At 37.1% G+C, this 16,173-nt stretch carries 12 protein-coding genes and 1 tRNA gene; 4 read left to right on the forward strand and 9 right to left on the reverse strand.

Going from position 1 to position 16,173, the window contains the following annotated elements; genetic code table 11:
- Positions 1–65 precede the first annotated feature (65 nt).
- Together COMX_RS03295 and COMX_RS03300 are read left to right on the forward strand one after the other, a co-directional pair.
- Positions 66–1,799, forward strand: a complete 1,734-nt coding sequence (locus COMX_RS03295) for an ABC transporter permease (protein ID WP_034336947.1) — start codon at positions 66–68, stop codon at positions 1,797–1,799.
- A 14-nt stretch (positions 1,800–1,813) separates the two neighbouring features.
- Positions 1,814–3,139, forward strand: a complete 1,326-nt coding sequence (locus tag COMX_RS03300) for an ABC transporter ATP-binding protein (protein ID WP_034336950.1) — start codon at positions 1,814–1,816, stop codon at positions 3,137–3,139.
- A gap of 4 nt (positions 3,140–3,143) precedes the next feature.
- Here COMX_RS03300 and msrA read toward each other — a convergent pair whose 3' ends face one another.
- The 4 genes from msrA to COMX_RS03320 all read right to left on the reverse strand — a co-directional run bounded on the left by msrA (position 3,144) and on the right by COMX_RS03320 (position 8,648).
- Positions 3,144–3,692 carry a peptide-methionine (S)-S-oxide reductase MsrA gene (msrA, locus tag COMX_RS03305; RefSeq protein WP_034336952.1) on the reverse strand — a complete coding sequence of 183 codons (549 nt, stop codon included), beginning with the start codon at positions 3,690–3,692 and terminating at the stop codon, positions 3,144–3,146.
- A gap of 105 nt (positions 3,693–3,797) precedes the next feature.
- Positions 3,798–6,473 (reverse strand): valine--tRNA ligase, encoded by a 2,676-nt coding sequence (locus tag COMX_RS03310; protein WP_034336955.1) that lies wholly within the window; start codon positions 6,471–6,473, stop codon positions 3,798–3,800.
- A 41-nt stretch (positions 6,474–6,514) separates the two neighbouring features.
- Positions 6,515–7,969, reverse strand: coding sequence for a TolC family outer membrane protein (locus tag COMX_RS03315; RefSeq protein ID WP_034336958.1), 1,455 nt, complete (start codon positions 7,967–7,969; stop codon positions 6,515–6,517).
- A 31-nt stretch (positions 7,970–8,000) separates the two neighbouring features.
- On the reverse strand, positions 8,001–8,648 hold the full coding sequence (locus tag COMX_RS03320) for a protein-L-isoaspartate O-methyltransferase family protein (RefSeq protein ID WP_051461829.1): 648 nt from the start codon (positions 8,646–8,648) through the stop codon (positions 8,001–8,003).
- A 138-nt stretch (positions 8,649–8,786) separates the two neighbouring features.
- Here COMX_RS03320 and COMX_RS03325 point away from each other — a divergent pair.
- Positions 8,787–8,861, forward strand: a tRNA-Cys gene (locus COMX_RS03325).
- A 10-nt stretch (positions 8,862–8,871) separates the two neighbouring features.
- Here the strand turns inward: COMX_RS03325 and COMX_RS03330 are convergent.
- Positions 8,872–9,648, reverse strand: coding sequence for an SDR family NAD(P)-dependent oxidoreductase (locus COMX_RS03330; protein ID WP_051461830.1), 777 nt, complete (start codon positions 9,646–9,648; stop codon positions 8,872–8,874).
- Positions 9,649–9,806: 158 nt separating this feature from the next.
- Here COMX_RS03330 and COMX_RS03335 point away from each other — a divergent pair, with 158 nt between their 5' ends.
- A complete protein-coding gene (locus COMX_RS03335) occupies positions 9,807–10,985 on the forward strand; it encodes a hypothetical protein (protein WP_034336966.1) in 1,179 nt (392 codons plus the stop codon).
- On the opposite strand, the gene hflX is transcribed toward COMX_RS03335, so the two are convergent.
- The 4 genes from hflX to COMX_RS03355 are packed head-to-tail and all read right to left on the reverse strand — an operon-like array spanning position 10,982 to position 16,141.
- Positions 10,982–12,274 carry a GTPase HflX gene (gene hflX, locus COMX_RS03340; protein WP_034336968.1) on the reverse strand — a complete coding sequence of 431 codons (1,293 nt, stop codon included), beginning with the start codon at positions 12,272–12,274 and terminating at the stop codon, positions 10,982–10,984. The two genes, COMX_RS03335 and hflX, sit on opposite strands and share 4 nt — an antisense overlap.
- A complete protein-coding gene (gene hfq / locus COMX_RS03345; protein ID WP_034336970.1) occupies positions 12,274–12,531 on the reverse strand; it encodes an RNA chaperone Hfq in 258 nt (85 codons plus the stop codon). Before hfq ends, hflX begins: the two co-directional genes overlap by 1 nt.
- Before the next feature lie 9 nt (positions 12,532–12,540).
- Entirely contained in the window at positions 12,541–13,959 is a 1,419-nt protein-coding gene (gene ntrX / locus COMX_RS03350) for a nitrogen assimilation response regulator NtrX (RefSeq protein ID WP_034336974.1), read from the reverse strand.
- A gap of 7 nt (positions 13,960–13,966) precedes the next feature.
- Positions 13,967–16,141 carry a sensor histidine kinase NtrY-like gene (locus COMX_RS03355; protein ID WP_084051503.1) on the reverse strand — a complete coding sequence of 725 codons (2,175 nt, stop codon included), beginning with the start codon at positions 16,139–16,141 and terminating at the stop codon, positions 13,967–13,969.
- Positions 16,142–16,173: the final 32 nt, after the last annotated feature.

Here is a 16,173-nt window from a genome sequence, read left to right on the forward strand (position 1 = left end):
TCTTGTTTTAATGCTATATTCTTCATTACCACATTAACAATTATATAAGGATAAAGGCGGGTTCAATGGCAAAAGACAATATCCCCGCCAGCGTTGCTGCTCGGGCAAAACCGAATTTTTTTGATGTTATTACTATCCTGTGTGTTATCGCACTTGGGATTGCCATTGCATCGGCAACGCGGCATGTACTACAACCTTTAAATATCCCTAGTGCTCAGGCAATTAACCTGGATCCATCATATCTTCCTGGATATGCAATACGAACAACATTACGAATGTTTGCAGCCCTTTTTGCTTCTTTGGTTTTTACGTTTACCTATGCTGTGGTAGCAGCAAAAAGCCGAAGAGCCGAAATGATTTTGGTTCCTATATTAGATATTTTACAGTCAGTTCCTATTCTAGGGTTCCTAACTTTTACGGTTGTATTTTTCATGGGATTATTCCCAGGGCAAATTATTGGTGTTGAGCTAGCTGCTATTTTTACGATTTTTACAAGTCAAGCCTGGAATATGGCATTCAGCATGTATCAATCTCTAAAAACCATTCCAGAGGATATGAGCGAAGCAGCTAAGTGCTTTGGGTTAACCTCTTGGCAAAGATTTTGGAAACTAGAAGTTCCTGCAGCTATGCCAGGGTTAATCTGGAATATGATGATGTCCATGTCTGGTGGTTGGTTTATGATTGTCTATTCAGAAACTATTTCTGTAGGTAACACTGAAATCACCCTTCCTGGTATTGGTTCTTATGTCGGAACGGCAATTGTACATAAAGATCTAGCTGCTATTTTTTATGCTATTGGGGCAATGCTATTTGTTATCTTAGCTTATGATCAATTATTATTCCGTCCTCTTGTAGCGTGGTCTGCTAAGTTTCGCTTTGAAACAACAAATAGCGATACGGATACAACTCCTTGGTTATTACGCCTTATGCATCGTACCAGCTTTATACGTTGGATTTCGGATTATATTGAGGGATTTGCACACAGGATCGCAATCTTACCGATTGGTAAACGCCCATTTAGACAATCATATTTGTCTAAAAATATCATCTCTTCAAAAACGATCGATATTATTTATGTGACGATCTTGTGTTTGCTAGGGATAGCAGCTGCTTATTTTATTTACCAATCCGTCTATGGGCATATCTCGTTTGAAGAAGTGTTGCATGTTATTGGTCTTGGATTTATTACCTTAATTCGCGTAGTGGTTATGATCATTATTGCTACAATTATTTGGGTGCCAGCAGGTATTTGGCTTGGATTGCGCCCTCAGTGGGCTAAAAGAACCCAAGTTGCAGCACAGTTCATGGCGGCCTTTCCTGCCAACTTATTTTTTCCCTTTTTTGTTGTAGGTATTGTACATTTTGGTTTGAATAAAGAAATATGGCTAACCCCTTTGATGATATTGGGAACCCAATGGTATATTTTATTTAATGTTGTTGGTGGAGCTTCTACATTTCCAGGAGACCTTAGAGAGGCATCAAAAAGTTTTCATATTAAAGGATGGCTTTGGTGGTCCAAAGTTATGTTACCCGCGATTTTCCCGTATTATATCACGGGGGCATTGACAGCCTGCGGTGGAGCATGGAATGCATCAATTGCGGCCGAAGTTGCCAGCTGGGGAAATGATACTTTAAAAGCAACCGGGCTTGGGGCTTATATTGCCGAGGCGACCGATGCTGGAGATGTTTTCCAAGTGGGTCTGGGTATGGTTGTTATGTCTACGTTTGTTATTTTATTTAATCGTTTAGTTTGGCATCCTCTGTATGATTATGCTCGACGTCGCCTATCCTTTTCGTAAGAGGAAGTTAAAGTATGAATACTCAAGAAACCTTGATCGAGGTAAAAAATTGTAAACAATCTTATCCGAAAGAGAACCACTCAGAATTAGTGGTATTGGATGATGTTAATGTTACACTTAAAAGTGGTGAGATTGTCGGCCTATTGGGACGTTCGGGTTCTGGAAAATCAACCTTACTGCGTATTGTTGCTGGATTATTAGCACCAACCAAAGGTGAAGTTCGTTGGAAAGATCAAATCTTATCTGGCCCTGCCGAAGGAGTTGCAATGGTTTTTCAATCCTTTGCTCTTTTTCCTTGGCTTACAGTGCAAGATAATGTGCAACTTGGATTAGAGGCCAAAGGCGTTAATAAAAAAGAACGTGAACAATTAGCAGAAGAAGCTATTGATTTGATTGGATTGGGTGGATATGAAAAAGCCTATCCAAAAGAACTATCTGGGGGTATGCGCCAACGTGTTGGGTTAGCCAGAGCCCTTGTTGTGCATCCTGACTTACTTTTGATGGATGAGCCCTTTTCTGCTTTAGACGTATTAACTGCTGAAAATCTACGTACCGACTTAATTGAGTTATGGGTTGAAAAAAAGCTACCTGTAAAGGCTATGCTGATTGTTACCCACAGTATTGAAGAAGCTGTTTTAATGTGTGACCGTTTGTTGATTTTTTCTTCAAACCCAGGAAGTGTTGCACATGAAGTAGAGGTTACTTTCCCTCATCCTCGCAACCGTGAAGATTTTGCGTTTCGTCAATTAGTAGATAAAATCTACACATTAATGACGCATCGTGAACCAGCTAAAATAAGCCCTGATAATTTGGATGTTAAACAAGCAAACAGTAATCAATTTGTAGCAATTCCGCCGATGTCTATGAATTTAATGATCGGAATGGTCGAAGCTTTGTTAGCAGAACCATATAAAGGTCGAGCTGATTTACCTAAACTTGCACAAAGTTTACAAATGGAACTGGATGATTTGTTACCTATTGGAGAAACTTTGCAAATGCTGGGTTTCGCTGACATGGCAGAGGGGGATATTATCCTTACAGAGCTAGGAAAAGAACTGGTTCACTCTGAGATCGAAGAACGAAAAGATATCTTCAGACATAGTCTTGTCAAAAATGTAACTTTGATTCGTGCTATTCGCAGTGTATTGGATGAACGTTCTAATCATCGAGCCAGCGCGGAAAGATTTAGGGACGAATTAAAAGATACAATGTCACCAGAATATGCAAGGCAAACGTTATCCACCATTATTGGATGGGCACGTTATGCCGAGATATTCGATTTTGATGAAGAATCAGATCAATTCTTTTTGGATGAAGATGATAAAACCGTTAAACAATAAATCATTATTTTTTTAAATAATCAGTAAATTCTTTACGAACTTTAAGCACCTTGGGGGCGATTACAGCTTGGCAATAAGCTAACTCAGGGTGCAATTCGAAATAATTTTTATGCTCTATTTCTGCGGGATAAAAATGATCTAATTTTTTTATCTCTGTCACAATGGGTTTGTCCCAAATATCAGCTTTTTCAATCTCGTTCTTGATTAAAATTGCAGCTTTTTCTTGTTCTTCATTAGCAGGAAGAATAACGGAGCGGTATCTTGTGCCTACATCTGCACCTTGTGCATTCAGTGTCGTTGGGTCATGAGTTAAAAAGAAAATACGAAAAATATCTTCAATCATAATCAAACGAGTATCAAATGAAATTTTGATAACTTCTGCATGTCCTGTTTGATCTGTATAAACTTGTTTATAAGTTGGATTTTCAGTATGTCCCCCTGCATAGCCAGGTATAATTTCTTTGATACCTTTGAATTGGCTTAACATTGCTTCGACACACCAAAAACATCCGCCACCAATGACAACAGTTTCGATATATTCTTCATCTTTCATTATAAATTCCCCTAGTTTAAATAATTAATTTCTTATTATCAAAAAAATAGCTGCTGAAAGTTATTTTTCAACAGCTATTTATAATTATTTTATAATTCATTTCATTTAAAAATGATTTAACGCTAATTCAATACGTTCTTTATCATGTGTCAGCTGTTTTAAACGTTCGCGACTCTCTTCAATAATTTCAGGCCGCGCCTTTTGTATGAAATTTTGATTAGATAATTTAGTGTTTAACTTTGTAAGTTCGTCAACAATTTTATCTAATTCTTTAGCTAAGCGCGCTTTTTCGGCGTCAATATCAATAATACCCGCTAAAGGTAAAATAACAGTCGCTTCATTTACAATAGTTTGCGCAAAATCTTTCGGTAATTCCCCTTGCAGATACTCGATAGAATCTACTCTTGCCATACGTTTGATAGCATCACCCCAAACATTCGCATATTGCAATGTATCTGCATTAGCATCTTTTAAATAGGCTGAAATAAATTTTGCTGGTGGTACATTCATTTCGGCTCTTAAAGTTCTGATCTCTGTAATAAATCGAATCACCCAACCTATCTCTTCAGAAGACTCTTGTGTTTTTACCGTAGAGAACATTTCTGCAATTGGCCATTCAGAAACCATTAATGTTCCTTTGTTGCCAAAATTAAATTCTCCCCATAACGTTTCTGTTATAAATGGAATAACTGGATGTAAAATCTGAAGAAGTGTTTTTAAGACAAGCGCTGCTACAGCTCTTGTTTCTTCGACAATCGTTTGATCTTCATTCTGAAAAGCTGCTTTTGCGAATTCTAGGAACCAGTCACAGAATTTATCCCATGTGAAATGATAACAAACAGAAGCATACTCATCATAACGGAATGATTCCAATGCTGTTGTTGCATCTATAATTGCCTGTGACAGCTCACCTAAAATCCAACGGTTTAAAGATAGTTTAGCATTGTTAACTGAGAAATTAGGATTATATTTAACTTCGTTCATTTCACAGAAACGTGCAGCATTCCATATTTTAGTAATGAATGAACGATATTCTTCGATACGTTTCTTTCCAAGTTTAATATCACGACCTGGCCCTGTTAATGCACAAACCGTAAAGCGCATTGCATCTGCACCAAATTCATCAATAACCTCCAAAGGATCTATTCCGTTTCCTTTGGTTTTGGACATCTTTTGTCCTTTTTCATCACGCACCAGACCATGAAGATAAACCGTTTCAAAAGGAATATCTTGCATAAAATGCGTACCCATCATCATCATTCTGGCAACCCAGAAGAAAATGATATCAAATCCTGTAATTAATACATTACCTGGGTAATATTTTTTTAATTCAGCAGTTTCATTCGGCCAACCCAACGTCGAGAATGGCCATAATGCAGAAGAAAACCAAGTATCTAATACATCTTCATCGCGACGTAAAATTTCTTCTTTACCATAATGCTTGAATGCTTGTTCTTTGGCTTCATTTTCATCATAAGCAACAAAAACATGATTATCTGGGCCATACCATGCTGGGATTTGATGACCCCACCATAATTGACGACTGATACACCAAGGTTGAAGGTCACGCATCCATGCAAAATAAGTATTTTCCCATTGTTTAGGAACAAATTTGATTTTACCAGTCTGTACAGCTTCAATTGCAGGTTTGGCCAAAGTTGGAGCATCACAATACCATTGTGTTGTCAAACGAGGTTCAATAACAGCCCCACCTCTTTCTGCATGAGGCACTTGATTGCGATGAGGTTCTGCTTTCTCAAGCAACTCAAGTCGTTCAAGCTCGGCAATGATTTGCTTTCGTGCTTTATCTCTTGGCAAACCATCCAATGAAAGCACAAACTCTGTTCTTTCATTATCTGATAACTCACTCAGATCTATGGCTGCACTCTCATCTAAAATAGTAATGAGTTTTAGATTATGTCTTCGTCCGACTTCAAAATCATTAAAATCATGTGCAGGCGTGATTTTAACAGCACCAGTCCCTTTTTCAGGATCAGAATATTCATCAGCGATAATGGGAATTAAACGACCAGTTAATGGTAATATGATGTTCTTACCAACAAGATGTTTATATTTTTCGTTTTCAGGATGTACTGCAACAGCAACGTCGCCCAACATTGTTTCAGGACGAGTGGTGGCAATCGTAATTATCGCATCACTATTTTCAATAGGATAGTGAATATACCAAAGATGTCCATTAACTTCTTTGTTTTCAACTTCGAGATCAGAAACCGCAGAACGAAAAACTGGATCCCAATTGACCAGGCGATTATCTTGATAAATCAAACCTTCGCGGTATAAAGTTACAAAAACTTTTTTAACGGCTTCAGACAAGCCTTCATCCATCGTAAAGCGTTCTCTTTTCCAATCCAGAGAAGCCCCTAACCTGCGTAATTGTTTGGTAATCTCTCCACCAGACTCAGCTTTCCATTCCCAAACATGCTTAATAAATTCATCACGACCAATGGATTTACGATCAATTCCTTTTTCACTAAGTTTACGATCAACAACAAGTTGTGTTGAAATGCCAGCATGATCAGTGCCAGGTTGCCATAATACATCATATCCTTGCATACGCCGCCAACGGATTAAGGTATCTTGCAATGTCATTGTTAATGCATGACCCATATGCAATGTTCCTGTCACATTTGGTGGAGGAATCATAATTGCAAATGGTTTTTTATCTTTTTGTTCAGGGTTAGCTGAGAAAAAACCAGACTCCTCCCAAAGGCGATAAAGATCATTTTCAACAGAGGAAGGGATAAATTTTTTATCTAACATTGGATGATATAATATACTAAATAGAGTGGAAAAATATAATATTAACGACCAGGCTGATCTTGTGCATAGTCATTCATTCCCCACCATCTATTTTTAACTGCATTATAATAAGCAGTATAATCGTAATGAGGAACGTTAAGTTTTAAATCTTGTGCTGTTAACCGTCCCATAGCAGCAGCAACGTCATAAGATGCAGTAACCATGGTTCCAAGATTTTGAATCAGTGTAGTTTGAGAATTTAACAAAGTTTGTTGTTGTTGCAACATTTCCAAAGTTGTGCTGGTTCCAACCACAGCTTGTTTTTCAACACCAGCCAAAGCAACGATATTCGAGGCAATTGCTGAACGGTTGCTGCTAATTGATGCTTTTGCTGATTGAAATTTTTGCCAGTTGCTAGAGGCAAGTTGCATCGCTGTTCTTCTTTGACTGCTAACTTGCCGATGCGCTGCTTGAACTTGTTGTTTAGCCTGACGAATAGCAGAATACTCAGAACCACTTTGATAGATAGGCATTGTCATTTGCACGGTCCCTACTTTGCTATCAGTTTGATTTAGACCAATACCTTGATCTTTTGACCTTGAATATTGCAAACTAGCATTAACCTTGGGCATAATTTCAGAAATTGCCAGATTGACAGCTGCTTTTTGTGCTGCTTCAGCAAACAAAGCCGCAATAATATCTGGGTTATTAGATGCAGCAATTGAGATTGCTTCTTGTTCTGTTTTTACCGGTAAGATTAAAGGTTGTGGCGGTGTTAAATTAGGAGGTGGTGCAATCCCTACAACTTGTGCATAAGTAGCTTCAGCTTCTCTAAGGCTTCCATCGGCAGTTTGTCGTTTCGCACGTGCATCAGCCAATGCAGCCTCTGCCTGAGCTGTATCTGTACGAGTAATTTCACCTAAACTGAAACGTTGCTGTGTAGCACGCACTTGTTCAGCAAGAATTTTTTCGTTGTTAATGTTAATTTGTAAAAGTTGCTGTGCTTGAATAACGCCTACATAAGCTTTGACAACTTTTTGAAAGACTTGTTGTTCTGTTGATAGCAATTTGGCACGCTCGGCCATAACTTGACTGGTAGCTTGATGTGTTTTAGCAGTTGTTTTACCACCTTGGTAAATAGGCTGAGTAATGACAACTTGTGCTTGATACCCTAATTGCCCATTAGAGCTCTGTTGGCTATTACTTGTATATAATTGCCCACCTGCTTCAGATGTCGATACCCCATTACTATCCCCTTTGTTGATAGATCCAGCTAATGTTGTCTGAATTGTAGGTCGCCAACCAGCATTTGCTTGGGATACGCCTTCATCTGCTGCTCTTAGATTGGCACGCTCTTGTTGCAACTCTGGGTTGGTTAAATAAGCAGTGGATAATGCTTCTTCTAAAGTATGAGGAACAAAACTGGGAGATCCAGTTCCATCGTAATTTTGAGCCCAAGCTGTAGAGCTTACTAAAAAAGTAAATAAACTTACACCAAAATACCGACACTTTATCATCACAGCAACCTTCTACCAAATACTTCTAATGTTAGTTTTGTAATTCTTGCAATAAAGGTAAACCCGCATAAAAACAAGAGCGTATTGAAATTCCATCTGTGGTTTTTTCAATTTTTACAGCGTGGCTGACTTGTTGCTCTTTTTTCATAATGGTGATTATTCGTCCATTTAGGGCTAGCTGATCAATTAAATCAGAAGGAATATCTGTGATTGCACCATCAATAATAATGATATCAAATGGTTTTTGTGTATTAAAACCTTCTGATAACTTTCCTGTTTGCCATTGAACATTTTTTGCATATTTTTTACAGAATGCTTGCCCTTGAAGGGAAAGTTTTTCATCTTCTTCAATAGCAAAGACTTCAGCTTCTAATAGATCAGCAATTGTTGACATATATCCTGTAGAGGCACCAACAATCAAAACCTTTTCAGATGGACGGATTTCAGCTAATTGCATTAACCTTGCAACTACTCTAGGTTCACTTAAAAAACGATTGTTTGATAGCGGTAAATTAATATCAGCATACGCCATTTCACGTTGAGAAACATCAACACATTCCTCACGAGGGATCGCGCGCATGATTTCAATGATTTGTGTATGGTTAACTTCAGCAGGACGAAGTTGATTTTCAACCATATTCTGTCGTGCTTGAGCAAAATCAAAATGAGAGTGATTCATTGTTTCCTAAAAGATCCGTAATAGTGTGCTGTGTTTAAATACCATGAAATCGTTATGGATGAAAAGTAAAGTTTTTTACATTTTTTTCTTGACCTTTTTGTCATAGTAGATGATACAAGCATTTATTGAGAGTCAAATGGTCCGGTGGCAGAGTGGCTCATGCAGCGGATTGCAAATCCGTTTACGGGGGTTCAATTCCCTCCCGGACCTCCATTTCCCTAAATTAATACTGTTTGACTTTGATCCGAGATAAGATGAAATCTCGGATACAATCAGGGGAAAGTAAATCAATCCATTTTAATAGTTTGAAAATTCTAGGTAAAACAAGCTCTCTTTTACCTTTTGCTATGGCGTTCGTAATTTGAAGGATTGCTTTGTCTATTGGGATTAAAAAGGGTTTATCACATTCTAACCGTTGACTCATTGGTGTATCAATAAAACCAGGTGTAATTAATGTGATTTGAATTTTCCATTTTTTCACAGCAATTCTAAGGGAATCGCTGAATCGTGCCAAACCTGCTTTTGAACTGCTATAAGCTGTGGCAAAAGGTAAAGAGTGAAATCTTGCAACAGAACTAATTAATACGATCTTTCCCTGAATTTGTTTTTGTATCATTTGTTGTGCTATTAAATTAGCCATTAAACTTGGGGTCACATAATTTAACATAGCTAAGTTATAAAGTAATTGTTGTGATTCTATATCATCATTATCTGCTTTGATATCTCCTGATCCAGCACCAAGAATTGCCATATCTATGTTATATTTATTTAATATTTCATGTAATAATTTCGTAGTTTTAATAGGATTCGTAAGGTCACTTTGATAAAGATATACAACTGCCCCTTTATCATGACATTTTTTTGCTGTTTGCTCTAATTTCTCTTTTGAACGTCCCCATAAGAACAGTTTTTTCCCTGGCTCAGCATAAAAATAAGCTAAAGATTGACCGATACCACTTGAGGCACCCGTAATTAAAATAGAGTTTAATGAATTGGGCAAAGAAATTTCCTTAAAATAATATTTTTTTGTATAAAGTTATATCTATAAAGATAAAAAACCTTTATATAAAACTCTGATAAGTAATTTTATACTTCTCCTTTTCCTAAATTTCAAAAATATAAATTTCATTTTTGATTTAATTAACTAATGGTTTTCACATGACTGTACCTCCCGCTATATCGAACGATTTAAAAGTATTTCCTGTACGAACGGCAAAACAACTGGATCTTTTTATTCGATTGCCGCGCTTATTATACAGTAAATATTCTGGTTATGTTCCTCCCTTGGATTTTGAAGAAAAAGCATTATTACATCCCAAAAAATCTGCTTTTTTTAGATATGGATCAGCTCAATATTTTCTTGCATATAAGAATAATGAACCCGTTGGGAGAATTTCCGCACAAATTGATCCAAATGCATTACGCCAATGGAAAGAACCTATTGGTTTGTTCGGTGCCTTAGATGCTATTGATGATGCAGAAGTTGTACAGCAACTTATTAGTACTGCGATTACATGGTTGAAAAAACATGGCATGGAAAAAATTAGAGGCCCTTATACTCTTAATGCAAACTCGCAAGCTGGAGCAATGGTTGAAGGGCAAAATGAACCCCCTATGATTGCTATGCCATGGCATCCACAGTATTTGGTTAAACATATAGAGGCTGCGGGTTTATTCAAAGCTATGGACTTAGTTTCTTATCAAATGATTATGTCAAAAGAGATCAGACAAGCTCATAAAATTCCTTCAGGATTAAAAGTAGGATCAAGTCGTCTTGGTAATATCACAACTAGAAAATTGAATATGAAAGAAATTTCTCGTGATGGAGAAATTTTGCGTCAACTCTATAATGATGCTTGGGATGACACATGGGGATTTGTTCCTTTAACACCAACTGAAATGTCTATTTTAATCCGAGATTTAAAATTGATGCTCACACCAGATAACTATGTTTTGGTAGAGCAAAACAAAATGCCTGTCGCTGTTGCTTTGATGATCCCCAATATTTTTGATCTTTCAGAGGAAGTCGGCCCTTCACCTTCTATAATTGGATGGGGTAAATTGGGTTATAAAGCTTTACGTCATCAGTTTAAATCTGCTCGGGTTATTTTATTGGGAATCAGTCACTCAATCCGTGATACGGCGATGGGTGCGTTAATCCCTTCTCTTGTTATTGATGAGTTGTTTAATCGTGGTGAAGCTTTATCTTACAACATGATTGAATTAGGATGGATCTTAGAAAGTAATAAAGCGATGCGTAATTTGATTGAACGCCTTGCTCCAAAACCTTGTAAAACCCATCGTGTATTCGAAGCTCAATTAGATTGTAAAGACTAGTAAGAATAAAGCTGTTCAAAGCGTGCTTTGTTGGCTGGTGACAGTCTAACAAACACGGCTATATTCTTTTCATCATCTTGGCGTTGCAAAACTTCACCATGATCATAAAGCCATGATAATGCAGCACCATCATTAACAGGAATTGAATAGTTGGCTTCTTCCATTAATTTTGCCAAACGATCATCAATCATTTGAATAAGAGAAGATAAATTTTCACCTGTCAAAGCAGAAATACCAATAAAATCAGATGGTTTTTCAATCAAAGCAATATTTTCAATTAAATCAATTTTATTAAGTACTTCAATTGTGTTTTCTCGCCAATTTGCTTCAAGAATTTGATCTTTAACCATCATATCTAAAACAGAAAAGACATCTTGACGTTGATCGCTTGTTTCTGGATGAGAAATATCACGAACGTGAAGAATAATATCTGCTTCTGCTGTTTCTTCTAATGTTGCCCTAAAGGCGGCGATTAACTCTGTAGGCAAATCACTGATAAACCCTACCGTATCTGACAAGATAATTGTTTTACCAGAAGGAAGCTGTAATTTTCTCATCGTCGGGTCAAGCGTTGCAAATAACTGATCCTGAGCATGAACGTCTGCCCCCGTTAAGTGATTAAACAACGTAGATTTACCCGCATTCGTATATCCAATTAAAGCGACAATCGGAAAAGGAACCTTTTGTCTAGCTTTACGATGTAATCCTCGAGTACGGCGAACTTGCTCTAGATCTTTCTTTAATCGAATAATACGCTCATCAATAAGACGTCTATCTGCTTCAATCTGAGTTTCCCCAGGACCTCCCATAAATCCAAAACCACCTCGTTGGCGCTCTAAATGGGTCCATGATCTAACCAAACGACTACGTTGATATTGTAAATGAGCCAATTCAACCTGTAACGTTCCTTCTTTAGTTTGTGCACGTTCACCAAATATGTCCAGAATCAAAGCTGTTCTGTCGATGACTTTACACTCTAAAGCTTTTTCAAGATTACGTTGCTGAATAGGGCTTAGTTTTGTATCGAAGATAGCAATTTCAATTTCGTTTTCTTCTATAGATTTTCTTAATTCTTCTATATGTCCCTGCCCGATTAATGTAGCAGAGCGATAAGAGCGTAAATTAATAATTTCTTGATATAAAATATCCAAGCGTATTGAAGAGGCTAGCCCAATAGCTTCTTCTAATCTGGATTGTGAATTTCGATTATTCGATTGACGATTTGAAACATCCCAAGGAACAATGACTGCGGCACGTGTTTGTTGATGATCTAAATCAAAATCTGTCATTAATTATCTTTCAATTGCTCTTCTGGTGTATTAAACGGAAGTTGCACTGGTGTTGCAGGCATAATTGTACTTACTGCATGTTTATAAACAAGCTGAGAGTGACTATCTCTTCGTAATAGAATTGAGAAATTATCAAAACCAGAAACAATCCCTTGTAATTTAACCCCATTCACTAAAAAAACCGTGACTGAAACCTTAGATTTTCTAAGCTGATTTAGAAAAACATCTTGAATATTTTGATACGTATCTTTTGACACAATGAAACCTTATTGATTGTTATTGTTATTGTTATTGTTATTTTTTTCTTCTGAAGAAGTAACCCCTAATTGTTTTAGCTTACGATGAAGGGCACTGCGTTCCATTCCGACGAATCCTGCTGTTCGGCTGATATTTCCACCAAAACGCATAAGTTGAGCTTGTAAATATTGTGTTTCAAATAGGTCTCTGGCCTCTCTAAGAGGCAAACTGATAATGTCAGTCTGCGTATCAACTTTTAATAGACCAGGAGCATTTTGACCAATATTACTTGGGAGCATATCAGTACGAATAGCTTCACTGACATTTCCAGGCATCATAATCATCAATCGCTCCATCAGATTGCGTAATTCACGCACATTTCCTGGCCAATCATAGGTTTGTAGTGTGGTGAGCGCATCAGCTGACAAGTCAATCAAAGGAAGCCCTGTTAATTCAGAACAACGTTTTAAAAATAGTCTAGCAAGCTCTGGAATATCTTCACGTCGTTCCTTAAGGCTGGGAACTTTTAAAGGAACAACTGCAAGGCGATAATATAAATCTTCTCTGAAATTACCATTACTAATTTCAGTATTTAAATCTCTGTTGGTTGTTGCTATAACTCTTACGTCTACTTTTACGCGTGTAGAGCCACCAACACGTTGAAAAGTTTGATCTTGCAAAGCTCTGACAATTTTCCCTTGGGTTTCAAGAGGCATATCAGCCACTTCATCCAAAACCAAAGTCCCACCATGTGCTCTTTCAAGAACACCTGTTCTTCTTTGTTGGCTGCCATCAGCCGTTCCCTCAATTCCAAAGAGTTCTTCTTCGAAACGATTAGGAGACAAAATTGCACAATTTAAAACTAAAAATGGCCCACTTGCACGTTTTGATAGATTATGAATGGACCTAGCTGCAATTTCTTTACCTGTTCCAGGAGCACCAGAAATTAAAACTCTGGACCCAGTTGGTGCAACTTTGTCAATTTGACTTTTTAAAACGCTAATAGCTTGGCTTTGACCATCAAGTTGTATTTCTACTCCACTGCGTATACGTAACTCAGCATTTTCTTGTGTTAATCTTGCGCTTTCTAATGCACGACGAACGACAACGAGTAAATGATCAGAAGTAAAGGGTTTTTCAATAAAATCGTACGCCCCATACTGTAATGCTGCAACTGCAGTTTCAATTGTTCCATGACCAGAGATCATAATAGTTGGAACTGCTGGTTTTTCATTTTGAATTAATTTCAAAATTTCCAAGCCATCCATTCTGGAACCTTGTAACCAAATATCCAGAATGACTAAAGAAGGTCTTCTTGCATGAAAAGCATTAATCGCAGAATCAGCATCCCCTGCGAGACGTGTTGAATATCCTTCATCTTGTAAAATTCCTTCGATAAGCATCCTGATATCAGGTTCATCATCGACGATTAGAATTTCATGCGCCATATTATCCTCATTTTTGAAAAGTCAAAATTGATGTTGTACCTTTTCCTTCGGCACGATCTTTTAATTGTAAGGTTCCTTTATGATCTTCCATAATTTTCTTTACAATCGCAAGGCCTAATCCTGTTCCCTTAGGTTTATGAGTAACATAAGGTTCTGTCAAACGTAATCTGTCTTCTTGAGGAAGACCAACGCCGTCATCACTTACGGATAAGCATATTTCATTTTTAGTTTCTTGTACTTTAATCCATATATTTCCTGTAATTTCTGATTCATTTTTATTATCTTTGTTAACCATACCAATAGCATCTGCAGCATTTTGGAACAAGTTTGTTAATGCTTGTCCTACCAATCTTTGATCACAATCTAGAAACGGACCATGGTCTGGTATGTCTACATGATAGGTAATTTCAGAGTGTGCATTTTGTTGTAAGATCAGAGTATCTTTAACAATGCGAGAAATATTATTTTCTTTCATTACAGGATGAGGCATTCGTGCAAAGGAAGAGAACTCATCCACCATCCGCCCAATATCGCCTACGTGACGTACAATAGTATCAATACATTGGCTAAATATATGGCTATCTGATTGAATTTCTTTAAGATATTTACGTTTTAAGCGCTCAGCGGATAATTGTATAGGGGTTAGTGGATTTTTAATTTCATGAGCAATTCGTCTGGCAATATCTGCCCAAGCAGCTTTTCTTTGTGCGGATTGTAGGTCTGTAATATCATCAAAGGTAATAACAAAACCTTCGATTTCGGAACCTTGAATTTCTGGGCCAATTTGTACTAATAAAACATGGCTTCCTGTTTGTGTTTGAATTTGTATTTCTTCTGGTTTTGATTGTTGAACATTATTTGTATTTTTATTTAAAAAATCTGTAAACTCTGGTACGATATCTGTAATTTTTTCTCCAACATGCTCGAATAAGTCAACATCTAGCAATTGATTTGCAGATCGATTCGGAAGCTCTATGGCCATTTTTTTATCTAATCCAATTACACCACTGGATACACCAAATAAAACTGCCTCGGTAAATCGCCTTCTATCATCAATTTGTTTATTTGCTTCGACTAACTCTGTGTGTTGAACAGCCAACTGATTCGTCATTTGATTAAAAGTGCGGGATAAATCAGTTAACTCGTCATCCTTATCTCGCTCAGGAACACTAACATTAAGATCCCCTTCGCTTACTCTCTTCGCAGCAAGCGTTAGAAACCCAATGGGTCGTGCGATTTGATTAGCAAGATATAGTCCTAATAGTACAGCTGCTGCCAAAACTAATAAAGCAACCAATCCAAAAATAATTATAAACATAATTTGTATTTTTGATTGATTAGCACTTAATAAATTATACTGATTAACGACCTTTTCAGTTTTGTACATGTGGTTTAAAATGTTTGGATCAACTGGACGAATAATCAATAACATTAAAGGCGGGGTATCATTTAAAGAAATTGCCGCCCTAACCGTTTCTTCGTCTGATGAATCGAGAATAGCCACATCGTTATGAGACATGAAACTTGTCGTTGTACGGGGTAAATTTTTAATATAAGAAATATTATTTAATAACCCTCCAGAGGCAATAATCTTTTGTGTAGAAGGATTATAAACAATAGCTGCATTTAATCCTCTTAACGTCGCTTGCGAATCAAGAATTTGATCTAAAACGCTGGGATCATCAAAGAGATCTTGCCCTGCTTGAGCTAAATTATTTTGCATTCCTTGAATATAATTAGCTAATGCAAAAGCCTCAGTACGAATATTTGCATTATGTTCCTGCAAATATCCTCTTGAAGCTTGTAAAGCCTCATTTAAGGCGGTGCTAACACGATTATTAAACCAAATTTGTATACCATAATGAAATAAAATAGTTGCAAAAATACCGACTAAAATAGTGGGAAAAGTAGCAATAATTCCAAAGAGAACAACCAGTTTTACATGGAGCTTGGAGCCTGCCATTCCCCTGCGTCGCTCTGCAATAACACGCAAAATACGAACAAATAAAGTGGTTACTAATAACAATAAGACAAATAAATTTAATAAAGAAATTATTAGCTGTATATGATGCTTGTGTGAAGTAACGATCCCTCCAGACAAAAAAATAAAAGTAACCACACCAAAAAATAAAGCTAGTGCTACCAATGTTATAGTTGCTTTCCTGCCTGAAAGCCTTTCCATTAGCCTTAAGAGTGTTTGACGATTGACTTTAC

It is taken from the genome of Commensalibacter papalotli (ex Servin-Garciduenas et al. 2014), assembly GCF_000527695.1.
Lineage (GTDB): Bacteria > Pseudomonadota > Alphaproteobacteria > Acetobacterales > Acetobacteraceae > Commensalibacter > Commensalibacter papalotli.

Coding starts and splice junctions, on each gene's coding strand:
- COMX_RS03310 (WP_034336955.1), bottom strand. CDS start 6,473: ATGTTAGATAAAAAATTTATCCCTTCCTCTGTTGAAAATGATCTTTAT.
- hflX (WP_034336968.1), bottom strand. CDS start 12,274: ATGACAGATTTTGATTTAGATCATCAACAAACACGTGCCGCAGTCATT.
- COMX_RS03320 (WP_051461829.1), bottom strand. CDS start 8,648: ATGAATCACTCTCATTTTGATTTTGCTCAAGCACGACAGAATATGGTT.
- COMX_RS03300 (WP_034336950.1), top strand. CDS start 1,814: ATGAATACTCAAGAAACCTTGATCGAGGTAAAAAATTGTAAACAATCT.
- ntrX (WP_034336974.1), bottom strand. CDS start 13,959: ATGGCGCATGAAATTCTAATCGTCGATGATGAACCTGATATCAGGATG.
- COMX_RS03295 (WP_034336947.1), top strand. CDS start 66: ATGGCAAAAGACAATATCCCCGCCAGCGTTGCTGCTCGGGCAAAACCG.
- msrA (WP_034336952.1), bottom strand. CDS start 3,692: ATGAAAGATGAAGAATATATCGAAACTGTTGTCATTGGTGGCGGATGT.
- COMX_RS03315 (WP_034336958.1), bottom strand. CDS start 7,969: ATGATAAAGTGTCGGTATTTTGGTGTAAGTTTATTTACTTTTTTAGTA.
- COMX_RS03335 (WP_034336966.1), top strand. CDS start 9,807: ATGACTGTACCTCCCGCTATATCGAACGATTTAAAAGTATTTCCTGTA.
- COMX_RS03355 (WP_084051503.1), bottom strand. CDS start 16,141: ATGGAAAGGCTTTCAGGCAGGAAAGCAACTATAACATTGGTAGCACTA.